Origin of the sequence: Floridaenema evergladense BLCC-F167 (assembly GCF_041929205.2) — a bacterium.
GTDB classification, from domain to species: domain Bacteria; phylum Cyanobacteriota; class Cyanobacteriia; order Cyanobacteriales; family Aerosakkonemataceae; genus Floridanema; species Floridanema evergladense.
This window is the reverse complement of the sequence record NZ_CM171625.1, coordinates 3159428-3177154: the sequence shown is the minus strand read 5'-3', so window position 1 is coordinate 3177154 and position 17727 is coordinate 3159428. Positions and strand designations below refer to the sequence as shown.

At 42.3% G+C, this 17727-nt stretch carries 19 protein-coding genes and 2 pseudogenes; 8 read left to right on the top strand and 13 right to left on the bottom strand.

What is annotated here, in order from left to right:
* Positions 1-86: 86 nt before the first annotated feature.
* From ACE1CA_RS15425 to ACE1CA_RS15395, 7 genes are all read right to left on the bottom strand, one after another.
* The gene (locus ACE1CA_RS15425) at positions 87-602 is read right to left on the bottom strand and encodes a YceD family protein (RefSeq protein WP_413280822.1); all 516 of its coding nucleotides are present in this window, start codon (positions 600-602) and stop codon (positions 87-89) included.
* 204 nt (positions 603-806) lie between these two features.
* Positions 807-1322 (bottom strand): Jag family protein, encoded by a 516-nt coding sequence (locus ACE1CA_RS15420; RefSeq protein ID WP_413280823.1) that lies wholly within the window; start codon positions 1320-1322, stop codon positions 807-809.
* A 5-nt stretch (positions 1323-1327) separates the two neighbouring features.
* A complete protein-coding gene (gene yidC, locus ACE1CA_RS15415; protein ID WP_413280824.1) occupies positions 1328-2485 on the bottom strand; it encodes a membrane protein insertase YidC in 1158 nt (385 codons plus the stop codon).
* A gap of 112 nt (positions 2486-2597) precedes the next feature.
* Positions 2598-2978: a PH domain-containing protein gene (locus ACE1CA_RS15410; protein WP_413280825.1), complete on the bottom strand. Its 381-nt coding sequence runs from the start codon at positions 2976-2978 to the stop codon at positions 2598-2600.
* Positions 2965-3411 (bottom strand): ribonuclease P protein component, encoded by a 447-nt coding sequence (gene rnpA / locus ACE1CA_RS15405; protein ID WP_413280826.1) that lies wholly within the window; start codon positions 3409-3411, stop codon positions 2965-2967. The genes ACE1CA_RS15410 and rnpA overlap by 14 nt, the downstream gene beginning before the upstream one ends.
* Before the next feature lie 5 nt (positions 3412-3416).
* Entirely contained in the window at positions 3417-3554 is a 138-nt protein-coding gene (gene rpmH / locus ACE1CA_RS15400) for a 50S ribosomal protein L34 (protein ID WP_413280827.1), read from the bottom strand.
* Positions 3555-3631: 77 nt separating this feature from the next.
* Positions 3632-4162, bottom strand: a complete 531-nt coding sequence (locus ACE1CA_RS15395) for a DUF2808 domain-containing protein (protein ID WP_413280828.1) — start codon at positions 4160-4162, stop codon at positions 3632-3634.
* Between the two features lie 580 nt (positions 4163-4742).
* Here ACE1CA_RS15395 and ACE1CA_RS15390 point away from each other — a divergent pair.
* The 3 genes from ACE1CA_RS15390 (at position 4743) to ACE1CA_RS15380 (ending at position 7842) form a co-directional block, all read left to right on the top strand.
* Positions 4743-5903 (top strand): Re/Si-specific NAD(P)(+) transhydrogenase subunit alpha, encoded by a 1161-nt coding sequence (locus tag ACE1CA_RS15390; protein ID WP_413280829.1) that lies wholly within the window; start codon positions 4743-4745, stop codon positions 5901-5903.
* Between the two features lie 102 nt (positions 5904-6005).
* On the top strand, positions 6006-6299 hold the full coding sequence (locus ACE1CA_RS15385) for an NAD(P) transhydrogenase subunit alpha part 2 (protein WP_413267687.1): 294 nt from the start codon (positions 6006-6008) through the stop codon (positions 6297-6299).
* Positions 6300-6438: 139 nt separating this feature from the next.
* Positions 6439-7842, top strand: a complete 1404-nt coding sequence (locus ACE1CA_RS15380) for an NAD(P)(+) transhydrogenase (Re/Si-specific) subunit beta (RefSeq protein WP_413280830.1) — start codon at positions 6439-6441, stop codon at positions 7840-7842.
* A 76-nt stretch (positions 7843-7918) separates the two neighbouring features.
* Here the strand turns inward: ACE1CA_RS15380 and ACE1CA_RS15375 are convergent.
* Positions 7919-8041: pseudogene (locus ACE1CA_RS15375) on the bottom strand (ATP-binding protein); the annotation flags it as partial.
* Positions 8042-8063: 22 nt separating this feature from the next.
* Positions 8064-9248, bottom strand: coding sequence for a homospermidine biosynthesis protein (locus tag ACE1CA_RS15370; RefSeq protein WP_413280831.1), 1185 nt, complete (start codon positions 9246-9248; stop codon positions 8064-8066).
* Positions 9249-9449: 201 nt separating this feature from the next.
* Between ACE1CA_RS15370 and cobO the strand changes: the two genes are divergently transcribed.
* On the top strand, positions 9450-10115 hold the full coding sequence (gene cobO / locus ACE1CA_RS15365; protein ID WP_413280832.1) for a cob(I)yrinic acid a,c-diamide adenosyltransferase: 666 nt from the start codon (positions 9450-9452) through the stop codon (positions 10113-10115).
* A gap of 21 nt (positions 10116-10136) precedes the next feature.
* Here the strand turns inward: cobO and ACE1CA_RS15360 are convergent, their stop codons facing one another.
* The 4 genes from ACE1CA_RS15360 to ACE1CA_RS15345 form a co-directional block, all read right to left on the bottom strand.
* On the bottom strand, positions 10137-10724 hold the full coding sequence (locus ACE1CA_RS15360) for a hypothetical protein (protein WP_413280833.1): 588 nt from the start codon (positions 10722-10724) through the stop codon (positions 10137-10139).
* Between the two features lie 725 nt (positions 10725-11449).
* Positions 11450-12433, bottom strand: a complete 984-nt coding sequence (locus tag ACE1CA_RS15355) for an RNA polymerase sigma factor, RpoD/SigA family (RefSeq protein WP_413280834.1) — start codon at positions 12431-12433, stop codon at positions 11450-11452.
* 755 nt (positions 12434-13188) lie between these two features.
* Positions 13189-14925 (bottom strand): helicase HerA domain-containing protein, encoded by a 1737-nt coding sequence (locus ACE1CA_RS15350; protein ID WP_413280835.1) that lies wholly within the window; start codon positions 14923-14925, stop codon positions 13189-13191.
* Between the two features lie 189 nt (positions 14926-15114).
* Positions 15115-15906, bottom strand: a complete 792-nt coding sequence (locus ACE1CA_RS15345; protein ID WP_413280836.1) for a glutathione S-transferase family protein — start codon at positions 15904-15906, stop codon at positions 15115-15117.
* Between the two features lie 244 nt (positions 15907-16150).
* Here ACE1CA_RS15345 and ACE1CA_RS15340 point away from each other — a divergent pair, with 244 nt between their 5' ends.
* The 4 genes and pseudogenes from ACE1CA_RS15340 (at position 16151) to ACE1CA_RS15325 (ending at position 17667) form a co-directional block, all read left to right on the top strand.
* The gene (locus ACE1CA_RS15340; protein WP_413280837.1) at positions 16151-16756 is read left to right on the top strand and encodes a fasciclin domain-containing protein; all 606 of its coding nucleotides are present in this window, start codon (positions 16151-16153) and stop codon (positions 16754-16756) included.
* A gap of 103 nt (positions 16757-16859) precedes the next feature.
* Positions 16860-16949: pseudogene (locus ACE1CA_RS15335) on the top strand (serine protease); the annotation flags it as partial.
* Between the two features lie 296 nt (positions 16950-17245).
* A complete protein-coding gene (locus ACE1CA_RS15330) occupies positions 17246-17437 on the top strand; it encodes a DUF6888 family protein (RefSeq protein WP_413277465.1) in 192 nt (63 codons plus the stop codon).
* Complete coding sequence (locus ACE1CA_RS15325) at positions 17434-17667, top strand: DUF6887 family protein (RefSeq protein WP_413277463.1); 234 nt, start codon at positions 17434-17436, stop codon at positions 17665-17667. Before ACE1CA_RS15330 ends, ACE1CA_RS15325 begins: the two co-directional genes overlap by 4 nt.
* Positions 17668-17727: the final 60 nt, after the last annotated feature.

Below are 17727 nucleotides of genomic sequence, written 5' to 3'. Positions count from 1 at the left end.
ATTGTTAGATTTTTAAATTTAGCTTTTACAATTAAGTGCCTTGTCCATCACAAATCCCAGTCCCCAGTCCCCAGTCCCCAAAACCGTTATTTCCCATTATTAAGTCTTTCCTTCAAAGATTCAAGACTTGCCCAACGGCTATCGATCGCTCCCCCTCCAGAACTGTTACTATTTTCTAATTGAATGCCTTGGCAATTTCGATCGCACAATTGTCTTTGAGGAATCGCCAAACACATTTGTTGATACAACCAATCATCAGGATAAAAATAACCATTTGGCGGCAAACTTTCCACCAAATCCTCTAAAGCCGTTTCCCTTTCTAAAGCACCATCATCAAGTTGATTCGCCGCTTCATCTAACCAAATCATCTCCGAAGTTTTCACCACCAACCGATGATTGTATTGTTGCAAACAGCGATGACAAGTCAAAGTAACAATTGCTTCTGCTTGACCAGAAACATCCAGATAATTTCCTTTGTGAACCACCTTTATTTTGCCCCTGACTGGCGTTAAAGTTTCCAAATCAGGCAGAAACTCATCTACTTCAATTACTTCAGATTGCTGGGGTGCTTTCGTCAGACGGGGAATATAAATTGCTTCCATAGTCTGTTACCTATTTTTTTCCATCCTAGTACAAGAAGGCTGCAAGGGAGGTAGGGAGGTGGGGAGGTGGGGAGGTAGGGAGGTGGGGAGGTAGGGAGGTAAGGGGGAGTTTTAGATATAGTTAAAAAATTTCCCCCCATCTCCCCATCTCCCCATCTCCCCATCTCCCCATCTCCCCATCTCCCCACCTCCCTTGTCACCGACTTAGCGCCGTCGCACCACCAAACGACGGTCTGGTTCTTTACCCCGACTATAGCTTTCTACATCGGCGAACTCTTTTAAAAACGTATGAATTTGTCGTCTTTCTGCCGCAGAAAGAGACTTCATTTCAAACTCTTGACCATTGGTGCGTACTTGCTGAATGGCGTACTCAGCCAAAGCCAAAAGTTCTGCTTGTCGGCGAACGCGGTAGCCATCTAACTCAACAGTGTAAGCAGCTTGTTCATCATGCTCTTTACCCATATTGAGAATGGCATTAACTAAGTATTGAATGGCATCTAAAGTATGACCTTCTTCACCAATCAATGCTTGAATTTGCGTCTGTGACAGGTGGGTTTCATCGATCGTCAACCAGTAGCTAGCTGGCTCTTCCGGTTCCTCTGGATCTGCTATTTCGATTTGTGCTTCAGCCTTTTCAGCTTTAACCATAGCTGGAACTTTCATCAGTTTTAGCAGTTCTTCCAGCCATTTTTGACCACGTTGTATGCGAGTATCCGTCATGAAAACTAACCCGAGGCTTTTTTCTTAGAACGACCTGGTTCAAATGGGAGTGCCTCTCTTCCCTTACCTTCCTTAGTAGCCGCTTCTTTTTCTTGAGCTTCCACTAATTTTTGGAGATTTTCTGGCAATGGTTCCCTGGACAAAATAAATGTCTGAGCAGTTTGAAAAATATTAGCTATCACCATGTACATCAATACACCAGCAGGCAAGGGGAAGAATAAAAACATTCCCGAAAAAATCACTGGCGTAATCTTATTTACCGTATCCTGTTGAGGATTGGAAGTAGCACCTGGCTGTTGTCCTGAGAGTAGCTGGTTGATATATAAACTAATCCCAAAAAACAGCACCATCCCCACAATATCCCAGTGAATAGCTCCATCTTGATCGAACGCGCCAACTCTTCCCAGAGCGTCGATAAATAGAAATCCTTTATCAGATGCTAAACCTGGAATAGTTCCCTGAATAGTGACATCACCTGGTTGTAAGGCTTCTATATTCCCATTGGCATCTATTTTTATCCGCTCCTCGCCTTTGGTAATCTTCCAAGTTGGAGTCAGTTTTGTTTCTGGATGTTCTGCTACTAAAGCCTCTAAAGGTTTACCTGCTGGAGTTTGAAATTCTAATTGACTTTTCTCACCCACTGCTAGTTTATTGCCACCAGGTAATAAGGCAATTACTGGAGCATGAGCACTCTCAGCAAAATAGATATTTTGAGGTGCTGTAGCAAAAGATTGTCTTTGAACTTGCTCGATTTGTTCCTTGGGTAGAACTTGAACATTCACGGTGTAGTTTACATCCGAGAATGGTGAACCACGCAAGGTAGCAAACAAGGCAAATAACACAGGCATTTGTACTACTACAGGTAAGCAACCTGCCAATGGGTTGCCAAACTCTTTGTAGAGTTTGCCCATTTCTTCCTGTTGCTTCGCTGGGTCTTCTTTATATCGTTCCTGAATTTCCTTAACCCGCTTTTGCATTAGCGGTTGGGTGATTCGCGTCTGGCGCATACTGCGAATTGATTTAGCGCTCAGGGGATAGAGTGCGAAACGAATCACTAGAGTTAGCGCTACGATAGCCAACCCATAGCTGGGTACGATCCCGTAGAAGAAATCCAGGATCGGCAGCATCACGTTGTTGGAAAGAAAACTTACACCAAAATCCATGCTTATGAAGTCTACCTAAAAGCGCTGTATTGTCTTTATCTAATCTATCTTGTGCAGCAGCATTATCAGTGGATAGTGCTGAAAGTATGAGTCGTAGCAGAGAACGATTTAACTACCTGGTAGTTTTTACTGTGTTAATTTTGGCTTTTTCGGTAATGTAATCGTAAATTTCGCGGAATTTAGGAATTGCTCTAAGTTCTAGGCGGCTACCGTCTTTGAGTACTACTACCATGTCTCCCCATAGACCTATGCCACGCGGAACTTTTTTCACATCGACTATTTCTGAGTAAATGATGTCGGTGCGGTCTTGACCGCGAAAGCCGCCTGTGACGGAGATCCGCCGATCGGTAATTCGATAACGTAGCCACAGGGCACGCGCGATCGCACCTACGGTTAACGGCAAGCCAATCACCGTCAGTCCGATGAGAATGTTGATAATTAAATCTCCAATATGAGGGCCGCCCTCATAGTAAACTTCTTCACGAATGCCCATTGAATACCTCAGCTTCTACCAACAACTGCTCTAATTCTTGCAGAAATTGATGATAATCGCACTGCGTAGCTTCAGGTTTTACCACTATTACTAGTAACCAACCAGGAGCAACTTTGGGTAATAGTTGCCGAAAGGCTGCTTTTAGCTGCCTCTTAATCCGGTTTCGCACTACGGCTCGCTTGCTGACTTTTTGGCTGATGGAAATGCCCAGGAGGGAGGGAAGTTTGGACTGCGCGATCGCTACATCACTCCCCTGAACGGCAGTAGCAACTGGAGTTGGCAATCTAGAATTAGACTGCTTCCCTGATTCCAGTTTGGCTGACTGCCGCAAGGCTCTTAGAGTGAGATGGGGCGTACTGCAACGCATCCCCTTACGGAATAAGGCAGAGAAGTCCTGCCGATTTTTCAGGCGATGTGCTTTTGGCAAAGCCACAGCTGTTAAATTGCTAGACGATAGCGACCCTTTTTCCGACGGGCTTTCAACACTAATTTTCCATTTTTGGTTCGCATCCGGGCGCGAAAACCAGATGTTCTCTTTCTCTTGCGGCTAGTGCCGTGTAACGTGCGCTGGGTCATTACGGGTTCTCCAAGCTGGCGAGTTTTAAATCAATTCAAAAAGTCACAATCTCTAATTTTATACCAATCTCCGATACTTAATCAATACTCACCAACCAAGTCCCGATATAACGCAGCAACGGTACATCTCCCGGAGTCATGATGCTGCAATTGAAGTAAAACATTCCCCCAGAAGAAGGGTTTTTGACATTTGAGAGAATCAATTCTACTTGGTTTCCGGCTGGTACTGGTTCTCTAGGAAAAATCTGAATAGTCCGATTTTCCTTATCCCATGTTACTTCATCCAGCTTTACAGCTTTGCCTTTGACTCTCACCTGAACGTCTTTAGTATCAAACGTGCCTCTGTAATAGTCAGGATAAGAAATGGAAAACTGCGAAACAGCCAAATTCATCTTTTTAGCTGGAATTTTGAGGCGATAGCGATCCCAAGTGTTAATTCTCCCACCAAAGTCTAAGCGAAACGGTAGTTGAGTGTCGCGTGGTGGCCCACCAAATAGGGTGAATCCAGGGAGACTATCTGCCCAGACAATGCTAGAAGTTCCAGTGAGTAAGCAACTGGTGATTGCTAAGGCTGAAAGGATACGTTGAAAGGAAAGTTGCAAAGACATAGCGGTGTTTCTGTTATCACTCCAGAGTAAATGTTTGTTACCAAACTTAACTTACACTCAATTTAAGATATCAAAGATGTTTTACAAGTGTTAGCGGTTCCCAAAAAGCAATTTCGATTATAGGCGATCGAGGCAGAAAGTTGGGTCAGGAGGAGAAAAATATTCCCAAAAATCTTAGTTAACTCTTGTCTGGATAAATAACAGTTTTGAGAATTCGGTAATTAAAGTAACATTATTTGCTAAAAATTATATTTATAAATGTGTCTAATTGTATATAAATTTTGTCTAAATATTAAGAAAGTGGAGATAAATAGGCGAATCAAGTAAAAAATAGGTAATTTCTCATTAGCCAGATAATGAATGTATAAAATAAGTTAAAGAGAATGCCCTAAATATTGGGGATCAATTTAGGATGAAAAAGTAGAAGAGTTGACAGTGCGGATGGGATTAAATTGCGGCAGCGCTATCAACAAACTGAATCATGAGAATGCTCAAATAACCAAGTTGGAACGAAAAACTAGCCACTAACTAAATTTGTAGTTTGGCTACATAGAATTACTGAAACTAGCCAGGAGGTTCAATGAAATTAGCAGTTGCCAAAGAAATTGAAATGGGTGAAAATCGTGTAGCCCTAATACCTGACACTGTGGCTCGGTTGGTTAAACAAGGAATAGAAGTGTGGGTAGAAGCTGGTGCTGGTGAGCGGGCGTTTTTTGCGGATGAAGCATATACAGCAGCGGGAGCAAAAATTATTTCCGATCCTTATACTTTATGGGGCGAAGCTGACATTTTGGTAAAAGTTAGCCCACCACAAGAACGGGAAGGTCGGCATGAAGCTGATATGCTGCGAGAAGGTGCGGTTTTAGTCGGTTTTACTAATCCTTTGGGAAATCCTGCTTTAGCGCAAAGATTAGCGCAACGTCACATCACTACTTTGAGCATGGAATTAATTCCCCGCACTACCAGGGCGCAAAGCATGGATGCGCTTTCTTCCCAAGCTTCTGTAGCGGGATACCAAGCGGCGTTGATTGCAGCTGCGGCAGCACCGAAGTTTTTCCCCATGTTAACAACTGCGGCGGGAACGATCGCACCTGCCAAAGTATTCATTATCGGTGCGGGAGTTGCGGGTTTGCAAGCGATCGCAACCGCCCGGAGACTGGGTGCAGTGGTGGAAGCTTTCGACATTCGCCCTGCGGTAAAAGAAGAAGTGCAAAGTTTGGGTGCCAAATTCGTAGAAGTAAAATTAGACGAAGAAACAGTAGCTGAAGGCGGTTACGCGAAAGAAATTTCTGAGGTTGCTAAACAAAAAACTCAGGAAACGATCGCCGAGCACGTCAAAATGTCTGATGTAGTAATTACCACTGCCCAAGTTCCTGGGAAGAAAGCACCACTACTAGTTACTGAAGAAATGGTAGCGCAAATGAAGCCCGGTTCAGTAATAGTTGATATGGCTGCCGAACAAGGGGGAAATTGTGCCTGCACTCAACCCGGTAAAGATGTTCGCTACAACGGTGTGACAATTATTGGCTCAATTAATTTGCCTTCTTCTACCCCAATTCACTCTTCGCAAATGTATGCGAAAAATATTCTCACTCTCCTGCAATACATGATTAATAAAGAGGGAGAATTAATGCTCAACTTTGAGGATGATATTGTGAAGAATACTTGCGTGACTCACGCTGGAGAAATTCGCAATCAAAAAGTTCAAGAAGCATTGGATCAATTGCGGGTAAATGCTTAATAAAGGGGACTGGGGATTAGGGACTGGGGACTGGGAATTTTGACAATTACCCAATCCCTAATTACCAGTCACTAATCAGCAATTTTTAGGAGTTTTAAATCGATGACAGAAGCATTATTAGCGGCTTTGTTTGTGTTCGTTCTTGCCTCTTTTACTGGTTTTGAGGTGATTAATAAAGTGCCGCCAACTTTACACACGCCTTTGATGTCTGGTTCAAATGCAATTTCGGGTATTGCTGTACTAGGTGCGATCGTAGTTTCTGGCGAACGTAATACTAGTTTGACAGTAATTTTGGGTTTAATTGCAGTAATTTTGGCAACGGTTAACGTTGTGGGCGGTTTCTTGGTGACAGACAGAATGCTGCAAATGTTTAAGAAGAAGGAAGCTAAGGCGTAGTTCGGAGTTTTTGATTGGTGGGAAGGATCTTTTTTTGAACCACGTTCGCGTAGCGGTGCGTAGCACTTAGACACGAAGGACACGAAGGAAGAGAAGAAGAAAGAAAAGTTTTCACTGAAACTAAGAAGAAAGAAGGAATATGACTGACTTTTTGCCGACTGGAATTCAGCTGACTTATTTAGTAGCAGCATCTCTGTTTATTTTGGGTTTGAAAAAGTTGGGATCTCCAGCAACCGCCCGTGCAGGTAATGTTTGGGCAGCAGTGGGGATGTTTTTGGCTATTGTGGCGACTTTGCTCGATCGCCAAGTCCTCAACTATGAAATGATTTTAATTGCGATCGCCATTGGTAGCGTCATCGGTGCCGTTGTTGCCTATAAAGTGGCAATGACGGAAATGCCTCAGATGGTGGGTTTATTGAACGGTTTAGGCGGTGCAGCTTCCGCACTCGTCGCCCTTGGGGAATTTTGGCGACTTTTGGGCACTGGCGAACATATCCCTTTGGATTCTAATATTTCCATGCTGCTAGATGTGTTAATTGGCGGTGTCACTTTCACGGGCAGTTTTATCGCCTTTGCTAAACTGCAAGGGATTATGAGTGGTTCTCCCATCACTTTTCCCTTGCAACAGCCGTTTAATGCTTTACTTTTAATCGGTTATGTGGTTGGTAGCGCCTTTTTGATTGTAAATCCAGGGAATTTACCCATCTTTTTAGGAATTGTAGTAATTTCCTTGATTTTAGGGGTAATGTTCGTCATCCCCATTGGTGGTGGCGATATGCCAGTGGTAATTTCGCTGTTGAACTCCTTTTCTGGTTTAGCTGCTGCTGCCGCTGGTTTCGTGGTGATGAACAATATGTTAATCATCGCTGGTGCTTTGGTGGGCGCTTCCGGTTTAATTCTCACCGAAATTATGTGTAAAGCGATGAACCGTTCGCTGGCAAACGTGCTGTTTAGTGCTTTCGGTACTGGTGGCAGTTCCGGTACAGTTGCAGCAAGTGGCGCGAAAGATCAAACTGTTCGCAGCATCGGTGCGGAAGAAGGCGCGATGATGTTGGGTTATGCGCGTTCTGTAGTCATTGTTCCTGGTTATGGAATGGCGGTGGCGCAAGCACAACACGCAGTTCGGGAATTGGCAGATCAATTAGATAGATTGGGTGTGGAAGTAAAATATGCCATTCACCCAGTTGCGGGAAGAATGCCGGGGCACATGAATGTGTTGTTAGCAGAGGCGAATGTGCCTTATCCTCAGCTGTACGATATGGATGATATTAATCCTCAGTTTGAACAAACTGATGTAGCTTTGGTAATTGGGGCGAATGATGTGGTGAACCCAGCGGCGCGTCATGATAGTGCCAGTCCTATTTATGGTATGCCGATTTTAGATGTCGATCGCGCCAAACATACGATCGTCATTAAACGCGGTATGAGTACTGGTTTCGCTGGCGTGGAAAATGAGTTGTTTTATAAAGATAAAACAATGATGCTTTTTGGAAGCGCTAAAGATATGGTGGCAAAATTGGTTTCTGAGGTGAAACAGCTTTAACTCAGATCTTGCACTCCTGAGCAGAGCCTCCATTTTTCGTTCCCAGGTTCAACCTGGGAACGAGGATTTGGGAGGTTTACAAAGGAATTTCAATTACAAATTCTGTACCAACTCCCGGTTCGGAAAAACAAGTTAATCTACCACCATGTTTTTCTACAACTATTTGATAGCTAATTGATAAACCAAGTCCGGTGCCTTTTTCTGCGGTTAATAATCAACAATTAGGGCATTAATCTGCCAGTAGGATAGGTTGCTGGTTCTTCATCAGGAGTGGATGCAGCTACAGTTGAAGGAACTTTTTCTGGTGAATCAGTTTTCACTTCGTTGTAATCAGTAATTAGTTTTTCCATCATTTCATTGCGCCGATCGTACAATCGTTTTAAAGGTCGAGGTTGGCATTGATTAATTATGTAAGCAGTGATGAGGGGAAGCGCGATCGTACTATCGGTATAACAAACAATTGTGTCAGGTAATTCTTCAGGATCAACCTTTCCCCAACTCACAGCTTCAGCCGGAGTTGCGCCAGATAAACCGCCTGTATCTGGACGTGCATCAGTAATTTGGACAAAGAAATCATGACCTCTTTCTTCTAATCCTAAAACCTCATGTAATTGGGGTTGAGTTTGTAATAGGAAATTCTTCGGACTACCACCGCCAATAATTACCGCAGCGCTTTTACCTTCAGTTTGTGAATTACCAAATTCACGGGCACAATAGGCGATCGCAGCCGTCTCATTCACATCTATTGCCGGATCGAGTACCAACTGAGAACCTTCCAAAGCCATCGCTGCCACATTCATCCCAATTGAACTATCTCCCGGCGAAGAAGTATAGATGGGAACACCACATTCATAAGCAGTAGCTAACAAGCAAGAATCTTTCACACCCACTTGCTTTTCCACTTCCCACACATACTTACCCAAAAGATAGTGAAATTCCGCAGTTCCCATCCGCTTTTGAAAAGGTTCAGCTTGCAAAACTTTCCGCACAAAAGCATCAGTTTCCAACAAAACATCGTAGCCAAAAGTAATATCGTAGATGCGAATAGTTCCTTCCTCGCGCAACTTCACATCATCTAAAAATGGGCTACTAGAGTATAAATCAAAACCCAAACCAAAGTGAATATCGTGATAAAGATTCGCCCCAGTACTAATCATCCAATCAATAAAACCATTGCGAATCAAAGGTGACAAAGCTGCCACTCCCATTCCCGCAGGAGTCATTGCACCAGAAAGACTAACTGCCACCGTTACATCCTCGCGCAATACTTCCCGACTCAATAATTGACAAATTTCCCGCAACCGAGCCGAGTTATAAGCAGTAAAGTAATTATTGATCAAATCGACTACACTAACATCCTTTGGAATTGGCGCAGGTGTAATTTTCCGACCACGTTTTTTCGACATTTTGACACTCCTAAACAATAAATACTCAATACGCCAATATCAATGCTACCTATATTTGCTCAACTTCCCTCATAACCTAAAGATAAACAAACTCTTCTCTTTTTCTTTCCTTTGCGTCCTTTGCGGTTCAATAAAAAACCTCTCGCACCAAACAAATAATACTGCTATACAATTTGAAAGGTTCTCCGATCGACAAAGCTAATGGAACTAGACAACTCACCAGACTTAACAGCAGAACGCTTAAACGAAGAAGCAACCTCATCAGCCTTAAGTGAAGAACAATACAAGCGCAAAATGGAGAGGCGCAAAGAAGTTCAAGAACAACGCCTCGGTCAACGTAACCTAGAAAAAGGATTAATCATCGTTCATACTGGCAATGGTAAAGGAAAAACCACCGCTGCTTTAGGTATGGTACTCCGATCGCTCGGTCATGGTTATCGAGTGGCGATCGTACAATTTATTAAAGGCGCTTGGGAACCCGCAGAAAAAAAGGTCTTGAGTCACTGGCCCGATCTGCTAGAATTTCATGCAATGGGCGAAGGCTTTACCTGGGAAACTCAAGACCGCCAAAGAGATATTCAAAAAGCCGAACAAGCATGGGAAAAAGCCCTAACTTTTATCCGTAACCCAGAATTTAAATTAATCTTACTCGATGAAATAAACGTAGCTCTAAAATTAGGCTATTTAAAAGTAGAAAACATTCTCGCTGGATTAACAGAAAAACTGGAAAATTCTCACATTATTCTCACTGGTAGAGGCGCACCCCAAGCATTAATCGACCAAGCAGATCTAGTCACTGAAATGACACTAATTAAGCATCCATTTCGGGAACAAGGAGTCAAAGCTCAACCAGGAATTGAATTTTAAACTAACCGAAATTCAGCAGTTTTATCTGCCCCAAACTCGTTCCTGATAATCAGCTTTACACATCCCTAAAATCCGCTTGTCATTTTCGCTCACATTAGCAATTGGGCGATAATCTTGCAGTGTTACAGAATAGGGAACAGAAACTTGGTCAATACCTTGATAGTTACCTACAGCAGCTACTCGATCGGTAGGTTGTTTTTCTGGAGGAGTCGAGTCAGCAGTTTCCATCATCGGATCGACCATCGTTACATTTAAGCGTTGCGCCTGAACCGTACCATGAAAACAGTTAAACTCCGAGCGAGGGTAATAAACTGCACCAATCACCCGTCCGTTACGTACCTCAAAGACTACGTACTCTTTTCCCATCACTTCTGGCTTCGCAGACTGACCATAAAGATATACGCCATTTTTTAGATTAGCTGAAGCAGCAGTACTATTTCTACTTTGGGCTACTTGCGTTCTGGCTGTCGTTGGTGTATCCTTTCTTGACATGGCGTTAACTTCACCAGTGCTAAAACCTGTCATCAGCATTAAGGCAGCCAAAGAGATTTCTATGCCTTTGAATTTTTTACCTAATTGTAAAGATGTATGAATAGTATGTTTAATCATGGTTATTGCCCCTGATGAACTTAATTTACTTCTGAATTCGCCAATACGGGACTAATACAGCACCTATTACAGGTAGCTCTTGGAGATTCAATCTGCCTAAATCTTGTATTTCCAATTTAAGGGAAAATACAAGTTTTACACTTCACTCTACTGGTTGATTGCGCTTATCCCAGCGGAGGGTATTTCCTCACAACTATCTAAAATAGCGGCGTGGCATCTCCAATATAGGGATTCACTGAGGTTGTAAACGATTTCCGATATTCTTTACAAAACTTTATAAAAGTATTCAGAAAGATCCGATCGCAATCAATCAGTTTCATAATTTGCTTACTCCTGAGAGTTGTTCTGGTTTTCTTTCCGACTCACATTTTTAATAATGCCGCGATCGCTAGGACAATCTAGTGAGGAAAATCTGTACTTTTCGTGATATTACTCAGCTTTTTCTGTGATGCAAAACCGCAAAACCAGTGACTCAACTCAATCTAATTTGAGGTCTCGATCGGCACGATCGTTGACTTGGATCGCTTATGAACTTAGGTCTTGCAGCTTGTGAGGTAGAACCTCCCAATACTCGTTCCCAGGTTCAACCTGGGAACGAGAAACAGAGGCTCTGCCTCTTGATCCAAGATCTGAGATGTAAAGTTGTTAGCCACAATAATTAAAGGACAAGTAGCAATACACTACCTGTCCTTTAATTCTGAAACTAACCTAACTAAGGCTTTTGCTTAACTTGCCAGATATTCGCGAACGTTAGCACGGTGACGGCGTAGGTGATCTAAAGCTTGGCGTTCTAGTTGACGGACTCTTTCGCGGCTGAGATTGAGTTGTTCGCCTACTTTAGCCAAAGAGAGAGCATTTCCATCAGCTAAACCAAAACGTAAGCTCAAGACTTGCCGTTGTTGGGGTGTTAGTTCTGCCAAAAGATCTTCGAGGTCTTGACGCAAAGACTCTTGGGTGATGAAGTTTTCTGGAGATGGACCATCATCTTCCAAAAGATCGGAAAGTTCGGTATCTTGGTTATCGCCAACGCGCACATCTAAAGAAATTGGCTGACGCGCAATAGTTAAGTATTCACGGATCTGACTGGTGTCGAGTTCCAGAGATGCAGCAATTTCTGCGGGAGTAGCGCTGCGACCAAGTTGTTGGGAAAGTTCCCGTTGCACTTTCTTGATCTTATTCAGTTTTTCGGTAATGTGAATGGGAAGACGAATGGCGCGTCCTTGTTGGGCGATCGCTCTCGTAATCGCTTGTCTGATCCACCAGTAAGCGTAGGTGGAAAACTTATAACCGCGCATCGGGTCAAACTTTTCCACACCTCTTTCTAAACCTAGAGTACCTTCTTGGATTAAATCCAAAAATTCTAAGTTTCGCTTTTGGTACTTTTTGGCGATCGCTACTACCAAGCGCAAGTTAGCTTCAATCATCTTTTGCTTGGCTCGCTGTCCCCGCCGAATCGCATCAGAAACCTCTGCTTCACTCATTTGGACATGATCTGCCCATTCCTTACGAGTGGGTTCCCGTTTTAAACTGGTTGCTAAGGCTTCCTTCGCTTCCAGCAGGGTCATCATTTGTTGTACTTGCTTACCATAAACGATTTCTTGTTCGCGGGTGAGCAAAGGTACACGACCAATTTCACGCAGATAGGTACGAACCATATCGGCAGTGAATTTGGGGTTGGCATTAGTTTTTTCGTTCTTTACAGTGGGCATGGGTGCTTAATGAACTCTCTTAGACAAACAATGAACTGGTGGCTGGGATGGAGCGGAAGCGATATCAGGAAACTTACTCAACAAAAGCTTAGTCTGATAGGTAAAAAAACTTCATCTTGCCATAGATGTAAGGGTTATTATCTTTTTTCTCAATACCAGAGAATTGGAATCAGGCTATCTGGGATAAGAAAATTTTTAATTTTTAGCTTTTCCCAGGTATTTCCTCCCATCATTTGGCAAATAAAGAGGTAAGCTGTTTATTAGGGGTTTACTAGATGCCTCAACTCCTGATTTTGGGGAGCAGGTAAAGATAGTAAATTGGCTGGAACAAGAAATACATCATGATACCTGCTCCTGTAGACTCTTGGTTATAAATTTTTTCAACTTGAACTCGTTATAGAACTGCCCTAGCCTTGCTTTGTAGTAAGTTTAGACAGCGATCGGGGACTTTTGGTTCATCCTTACGTTTAATATTCCCCAATTCTCCGCAAAAGTTTCGTTGTAAAAATAATCATTGCTTTATGCCTCTTCTATTTTTTTAGGCATTCTCTCTACTGCTCTATATATAAGGATGCCTCATTAACCTTGCCCTGAAAAGCTTTTGGCTTGTGCAATAACCGTACTTTCTTAGGTGAGAAACACGATCATAGCAAATACTGTAGGTTTTGTGTAGGGGTTTCTGGGAATTGGGGAGATGGGGAGATCGGACAAATGATAACTCAAAACTCTCCCTAACTCAAAACTCAAAACTTATTCTAAAAGCCTAAGTCTGCTTTAGCGGCTTCAGCTGCGGCAAAAACTGCTTCGTCTGGCTCTTCTTCCCAGATGGTGTCGCCGATTTCTTGATAGAACTTTTCATCATAAGGACGAGTTCGCACGACTACTGGCATGGGGACGGCGTGACCTAAAATTAAAGCTTGTTGCTTGGAATCTAGTTTAGCTAAGACCGATCGCAAACTGCCAGCCCCAGAAACTCCTGTAAAAATTGCATCGATATCTTTTTCATCGTTGAGCAAGGCAGTGATGCGAGTACCAATTTGGGACATGACTTCATTATCAATTCCCGAAGGTCGCTGATCCACTATTAATAGTGTAACAAAATATTTCCGCATTTCACGGGCGATAATACCGAAAATTGTACTGCCAACGATCGCCGGATCGAGGAAACGATGAGCTTCTTCAATAGTAATTACTAATTGTTGGGGTCGGTCAATAGGATTTTTAGTTTGCAGAAACATTTCTGCTTTACGGACATACTCTCTATGAATCCTTCTGGTGATCATATTTGTCACCAACATATAAGAAAGCATATCTGACTGGGAACCAAATTCTATAACTACATTCTTACCTGCTTCTAAACATTGCAAAATTCCATTAACATAATTTTTAGGACAAGTATTTCGCATATATTTTAGGTTTTCCAAACGCATTAATTTGCGCTGTAAAGCCATAATCGAACCTTTATGTCCTTTCTTTTCTTCGCAAAAACCTTGAATATCTTCATTAGTCATATTTAATAAGGTAATAATCCAAGATTTTCCGAATTCATTATGCAAAATTGTTGCATTATCTAACGCAGCATCAGAAAGACCTAGATCGCTTGCTACTAATTTAATATCTTCTATTTCGATTTGGTCGTAAGCTAAATATAACTCTTGAGCATCCCGAACTCCGCGTCTTTTGGTTGATTGTGGATCGAGAGTAAACATTTGTACTTGTCCGGGAAATAGTTGGCGCAAACCTTTAACTGTGCTGAAAGATTTTCCTTCCCGCACTGCTTCCCAACCATATTCCGAGTGCATATCAAAAATTAAATTAACTGCGGCTTGTCTGCGAATAATCCCGGATAATAACAATCTAGTTAAAAAAGATTTACCAGTTCCCGACTTTCCAAAAACGCCGTTACTGCGTTCGACAAATCTTTCTAAATCTAGACAAACTGGTACATCCATATCTAATGGTTGACCGATCGCAAAATTACACCTTTGTGGGTCATCTTCCCAGCCAAAAACGGTGCGAAAATCTCTTTCTTCTGCGTCGTAAACTTGGCTAAAGTGACTGGGAATTGTTTTGACTGGTCGTAATTCTATTTCTTCACTATTAGTATTGGCTTGAAAGGAAGCTAAATTTTTCGCTGCTTCTGGTAAAGCTTTACGGGATTTACCGTTGAGGGGGAAAAAAGCTGGAGGATCGGGAATTGGTGTAAACATTAACATGGGAGTGAGTTCGATCGTCCCATAAGTACTACTCCCAGCCAGAATTTCTCTTAATAAATCATCGCCAAAATCAGGAGGATTAGCCGCAATTCTTTGGCTAGAAGTGCCTAATGCCACATCGGTTAGCATACAAAAAAAACGCGATCGTACACCTTGCACCACCAAAAATTTCCCCACCCGCATATCCTCTACCGAAACATCTGGGTGCAGACGTACTTCTAAACCTTCACTCAGAGAACCTTGAATAACTGAACCTAACGGTTTGCCTAAAGTCATTGCTAATAATTATTAGTCAATTGTCATTGGTCATTGGCAAAATTTTACTTTTGTTTCATGGTATTTGACAATTAAATTTATGTTCTAATTCGCAATTACAGATAAGCAACTAATAATTTTCAACAAAATATATGTATGTTGTTGCGCTTCAGCGCTATAGTTTAGCGCTAAAGCGCAACAACGTACCTATTAATCTATCTGAATTGATGTCGGGCCGGAAGTGGGAGAACTAGTAGCAGTCAAAGGCTTTCGATAGTCAGCGTAAAGTTTATCTCGCCAGCTAAAGAATGCGTCAAAAGCTATGCTATCTGCAATTCCAGGGACTCCTTTTCCTCTGAGATTAGGGGGAATATCTAAATAAGGGCCATCAGGGAATTTGACATACATACTCAAACCCGCTACGGCAAAGTCAGCTAAAGTTGGTTGGTCTCCAACTAAATAAGGTCTATTCAAAACTAGTGTTGACAAGGATTCTAAAACTTGTTTCAGGTCATCCAAAGCTGATTGAATCACATCTGGACTCAAACCCATGCCAAAACCCAAAGCATTTAACAAGTCGCTGGGTACTGCTCCTACCAGCTGTTTGAGAAAGTCTGGCGTTGTGGTGGGCAAAAGTGCAGTGCGGAAATTTTGACTTTGACTGAAACCGCTAAATAATGCCTTACGACTTTTCTGCCCAATAGACTCATCGGCTAATTCTTCAAGCAGGAAACAAAGCGCACTTTGTTGGGGGTCAGTGGGAATAATTGGTCTTTCTGGGTACTTGCGCTCTAGGTATTTGGCGATCGCAGTTGAGTCAGCTATGATTTCACTACCATCTTTGAGTACAGGTACTTTTCGCTGACCAGACATTCTGTAGAGGTCGATTTGACCAATTCCCGGTGTAACCTCGATTTTTTTATAGGTTAAACCTTTGTAGTCTAGAATTAGTCGAACTTTCTCGCAGTAATGCGACATTTCAAATTGGTAAAGCTCCAGCATTTCGCCTTTCCTTGAGCATTTTTTGTAACTCTGAAAGTTTATCCGATCGCGCCGCTAGATTCATCTGACTTCAGCAAAAGGGTAATGGGATTCCTGCTACCTATTGGTTCTATTAAAAGAAAAATTAATCAAAACTATGGTGTAAGCTAAGTATTGCTTATACCGAATTCTTTACAAAATGTTATAAATTAATATGTAGCTTTACAATTTCTTTACAAAACGACGCAAACGCTGGAGCGACATTATGAAAGCAGTAAACAGCCGGAATCGGAGCGAAAAGTTAAGAGGTATTGTTGCAGTAGCGGGAGTTAGCGCCTTAATTTCTCTGCCAGTATTAGTCCAAGCTCAATCTGGAACACACTCTGGTGCGATGTCCACAACCTCACAACCCACTGTTGCGCCAGCATCGGCAGGCACAAGTGTTGCACAAAACCAGACCATTGTGGCAGTTGCTTCCGGTAACAACAATTTTTCTACCTTAACAGCGGCTTTAAAAGCTGCTGGACTAATAGAAACTCTATCTGAAAAAGGGCCATTCACAGTTTTTGCTCCTACAAATGCTGCATTTGACGCATTAGGTAAAGACAAAGTACAAGCTTTGTTGAAGCCAGAAAACAAAAGCAAACTGGTCAAAGTTTTGACTTATCATGTAGTTCCTGGTCAAGTTCTGTCTACTCAAATAAAGCCTGGAGCAGCCAAAACTGTAGAAGGCGGTACAGTTAATTTGGCGGTGAAAGATGGCAAAGTGAAAGTCAATAATGCTCAAGTAACCCAAGCCGATCTCAAGGCTAGTAATGGTGTAATTCACGTAATTGATACAGTACTTTTACCTCCTGACTTGAAATTGTAATTTCGGTTTTTTAGTGTAGAAAGTTCTGAAGATTTACCCTGTTCTCAGTGTGTTGAGGCAGGGTTTTTTTATTGATACCAATTCTGTATGAAGATGCGCTTTTGGCAAGGTTTCTATGTTGTTAGAGAAAGCTTTGGAAGGTGGTTATCAAATTGGTTACACCAATGATATCGAAAAGGGCATGAGTGGAGGTAAGTTTGCAGGAAAAAATTAATAGTTTGAGTTGGGCGATTCCGGTAGCGAAGGTGTTGGAGAGGGGGCGACTTAAGTCGCAGCTATACAAACTAAGTCCGCCTGCGCGGACTGATTAAAAAGGTATGTAGTTGCGCTTTAGCGCTAAAGCGCAACTACTGGTCTGTGCGATCGCTCTTTGCAAAAAAAATATGCGTTCAATTTTCTTAAATGCGATCGCTCTTTTTGGGAAATATGCGAGCGGTTTTCCCCAGCGCGATCGCACCTAATTTGTAGTATTTTAATCTCTGTGTCACAATTGAGGAAAAAAATATTAACCCAACGAATGAACAAGCTCAAGCCTGTCTACGAGTCTGTGAATGGTTATCTAACGGCTATAGAAATATTCAACTATTCCGTTTCGATTATCAGACAGGAGATGTTTATATTTTGGCAGGCGACGAATTACAAATAATTGTACCTTCCAGTGGATTTTGGTATTTTCTATGAAACCGAACTTTGAAGCAATGACTAACGCCGAATTGAAAGCTTATGCACTTGCAAATCGCGGCGGTGATGACGATCTTGAAGCTTTGCGCGTGCTGTTTAGTCGCCGTAAACCAGACTCAGAAACGATCGTATTTCATCCCCCAAAAACCAAAGAAGAAGAACAAGAGCAATTTGAGTTATTTAAGCGAATAATTGATGAAAAAACCAGAAAGAAAGATTCTGATAGTTGAGGATATGGGGAGGGCGAATGTGCTAACGCACACGCTTCGCTAACGCGCTAAAATATTCGC

Coding starts and splice junctions, on each gene's coding strand:
- ACE1CA_RS15395 (WP_413280828.1), bottom strand. CDS start 4,162: ATGTCTTTGCAACTTTCCTTTCAACGTATCCTTTCAGCCTTAGCAATC.
- ACE1CA_RS15380 (WP_413280830.1), top strand. CDS start 6,439: ATGACTGACTTTTTGCCGACTGGAATTCAGCTGACTTATTTAGTAGCA.
- ACE1CA_RS15385 (WP_413267687.1), top strand. CDS start 6,006: ATGACAGAAGCATTATTAGCGGCTTTGTTTGTGTTCGTTCTTGCCTCT.
- ACE1CA_RS15360 (WP_413280833.1), bottom strand. CDS start 10,724: ATGATTAAACATACTATTCATACATCTTTACAATTAGGTAAAAAATTC.
- ACE1CA_RS15410 (WP_413280825.1), bottom strand. CDS start 2,978: ATGGGCATTCGTGAAGAAGTTTACTATGAGGGCGGCCCTCATATTGGA.
- ACE1CA_RS15420 (WP_413280823.1), bottom strand. CDS start 1,322: ATGACGGATACTCGCATACAACGTGGTCAAAAATGGCTGGAAGAACTG.
- ACE1CA_RS15325 (WP_413277463.1), top strand. CDS start 17,434: ATGAAACCGAACTTTGAAGCAATGACTAACGCCGAATTGAAAGCTTAT.
- rpmH (WP_413280827.1), bottom strand. CDS start 3,554: ATGACCCAGCGCACGTTACACGGCACTAGCCGCAAGAGAAAGAGAACA.
- ACE1CA_RS15345 (WP_413280836.1), bottom strand. CDS start 15,906: ATGCTGGAGCTTTACCAATTTGAAATGTCGCATTACTGCGAGAAAGTT.
- ACE1CA_RS15355 (WP_413280834.1), bottom strand. CDS start 12,433: ATGCCCACTGTAAAGAACGAAAAAACTAATGCCAACCCCAAATTCACT.
- ACE1CA_RS15425 (WP_413280822.1), bottom strand. CDS start 602: ATGGAAGCAATTTATATTCCCCGTCTGACGAAAGCACCCCAGCAATCT.
- ACE1CA_RS15390 (WP_413280829.1), top strand. CDS start 4,743: ATGAAATTAGCAGTTGCCAAAGAAATTGAAATGGGTGAAAATCGTGTA.
- ACE1CA_RS15350 (WP_413280835.1), bottom strand. CDS start 14,925: ATGACTTTAGGCAAACCGTTAGGTTCAGTTATTCAAGGTTCTCTGAGT.
- ACE1CA_RS15340 (WP_413280837.1), top strand. CDS start 16,151: ATGAAAGCAGTAAACAGCCGGAATCGGAGCGAAAAGTTAAGAGGTATT.
- cobO (WP_413280832.1), top strand. CDS start 9,450: ATGGAACTAGACAACTCACCAGACTTAACAGCAGAACGCTTAAACGAA.
- yidC (WP_413280824.1), bottom strand. CDS start 2,485: ATGGATTTTGGTGTAAGTTTTCTTTCCAACAACGTGATGCTGCCGATC.
- ACE1CA_RS15370 (WP_413280831.1), bottom strand. CDS start 9,248: ATGTCGAAAAAACGTGGTCGGAAAATTACACCTGCGCCAATTCCAAAG.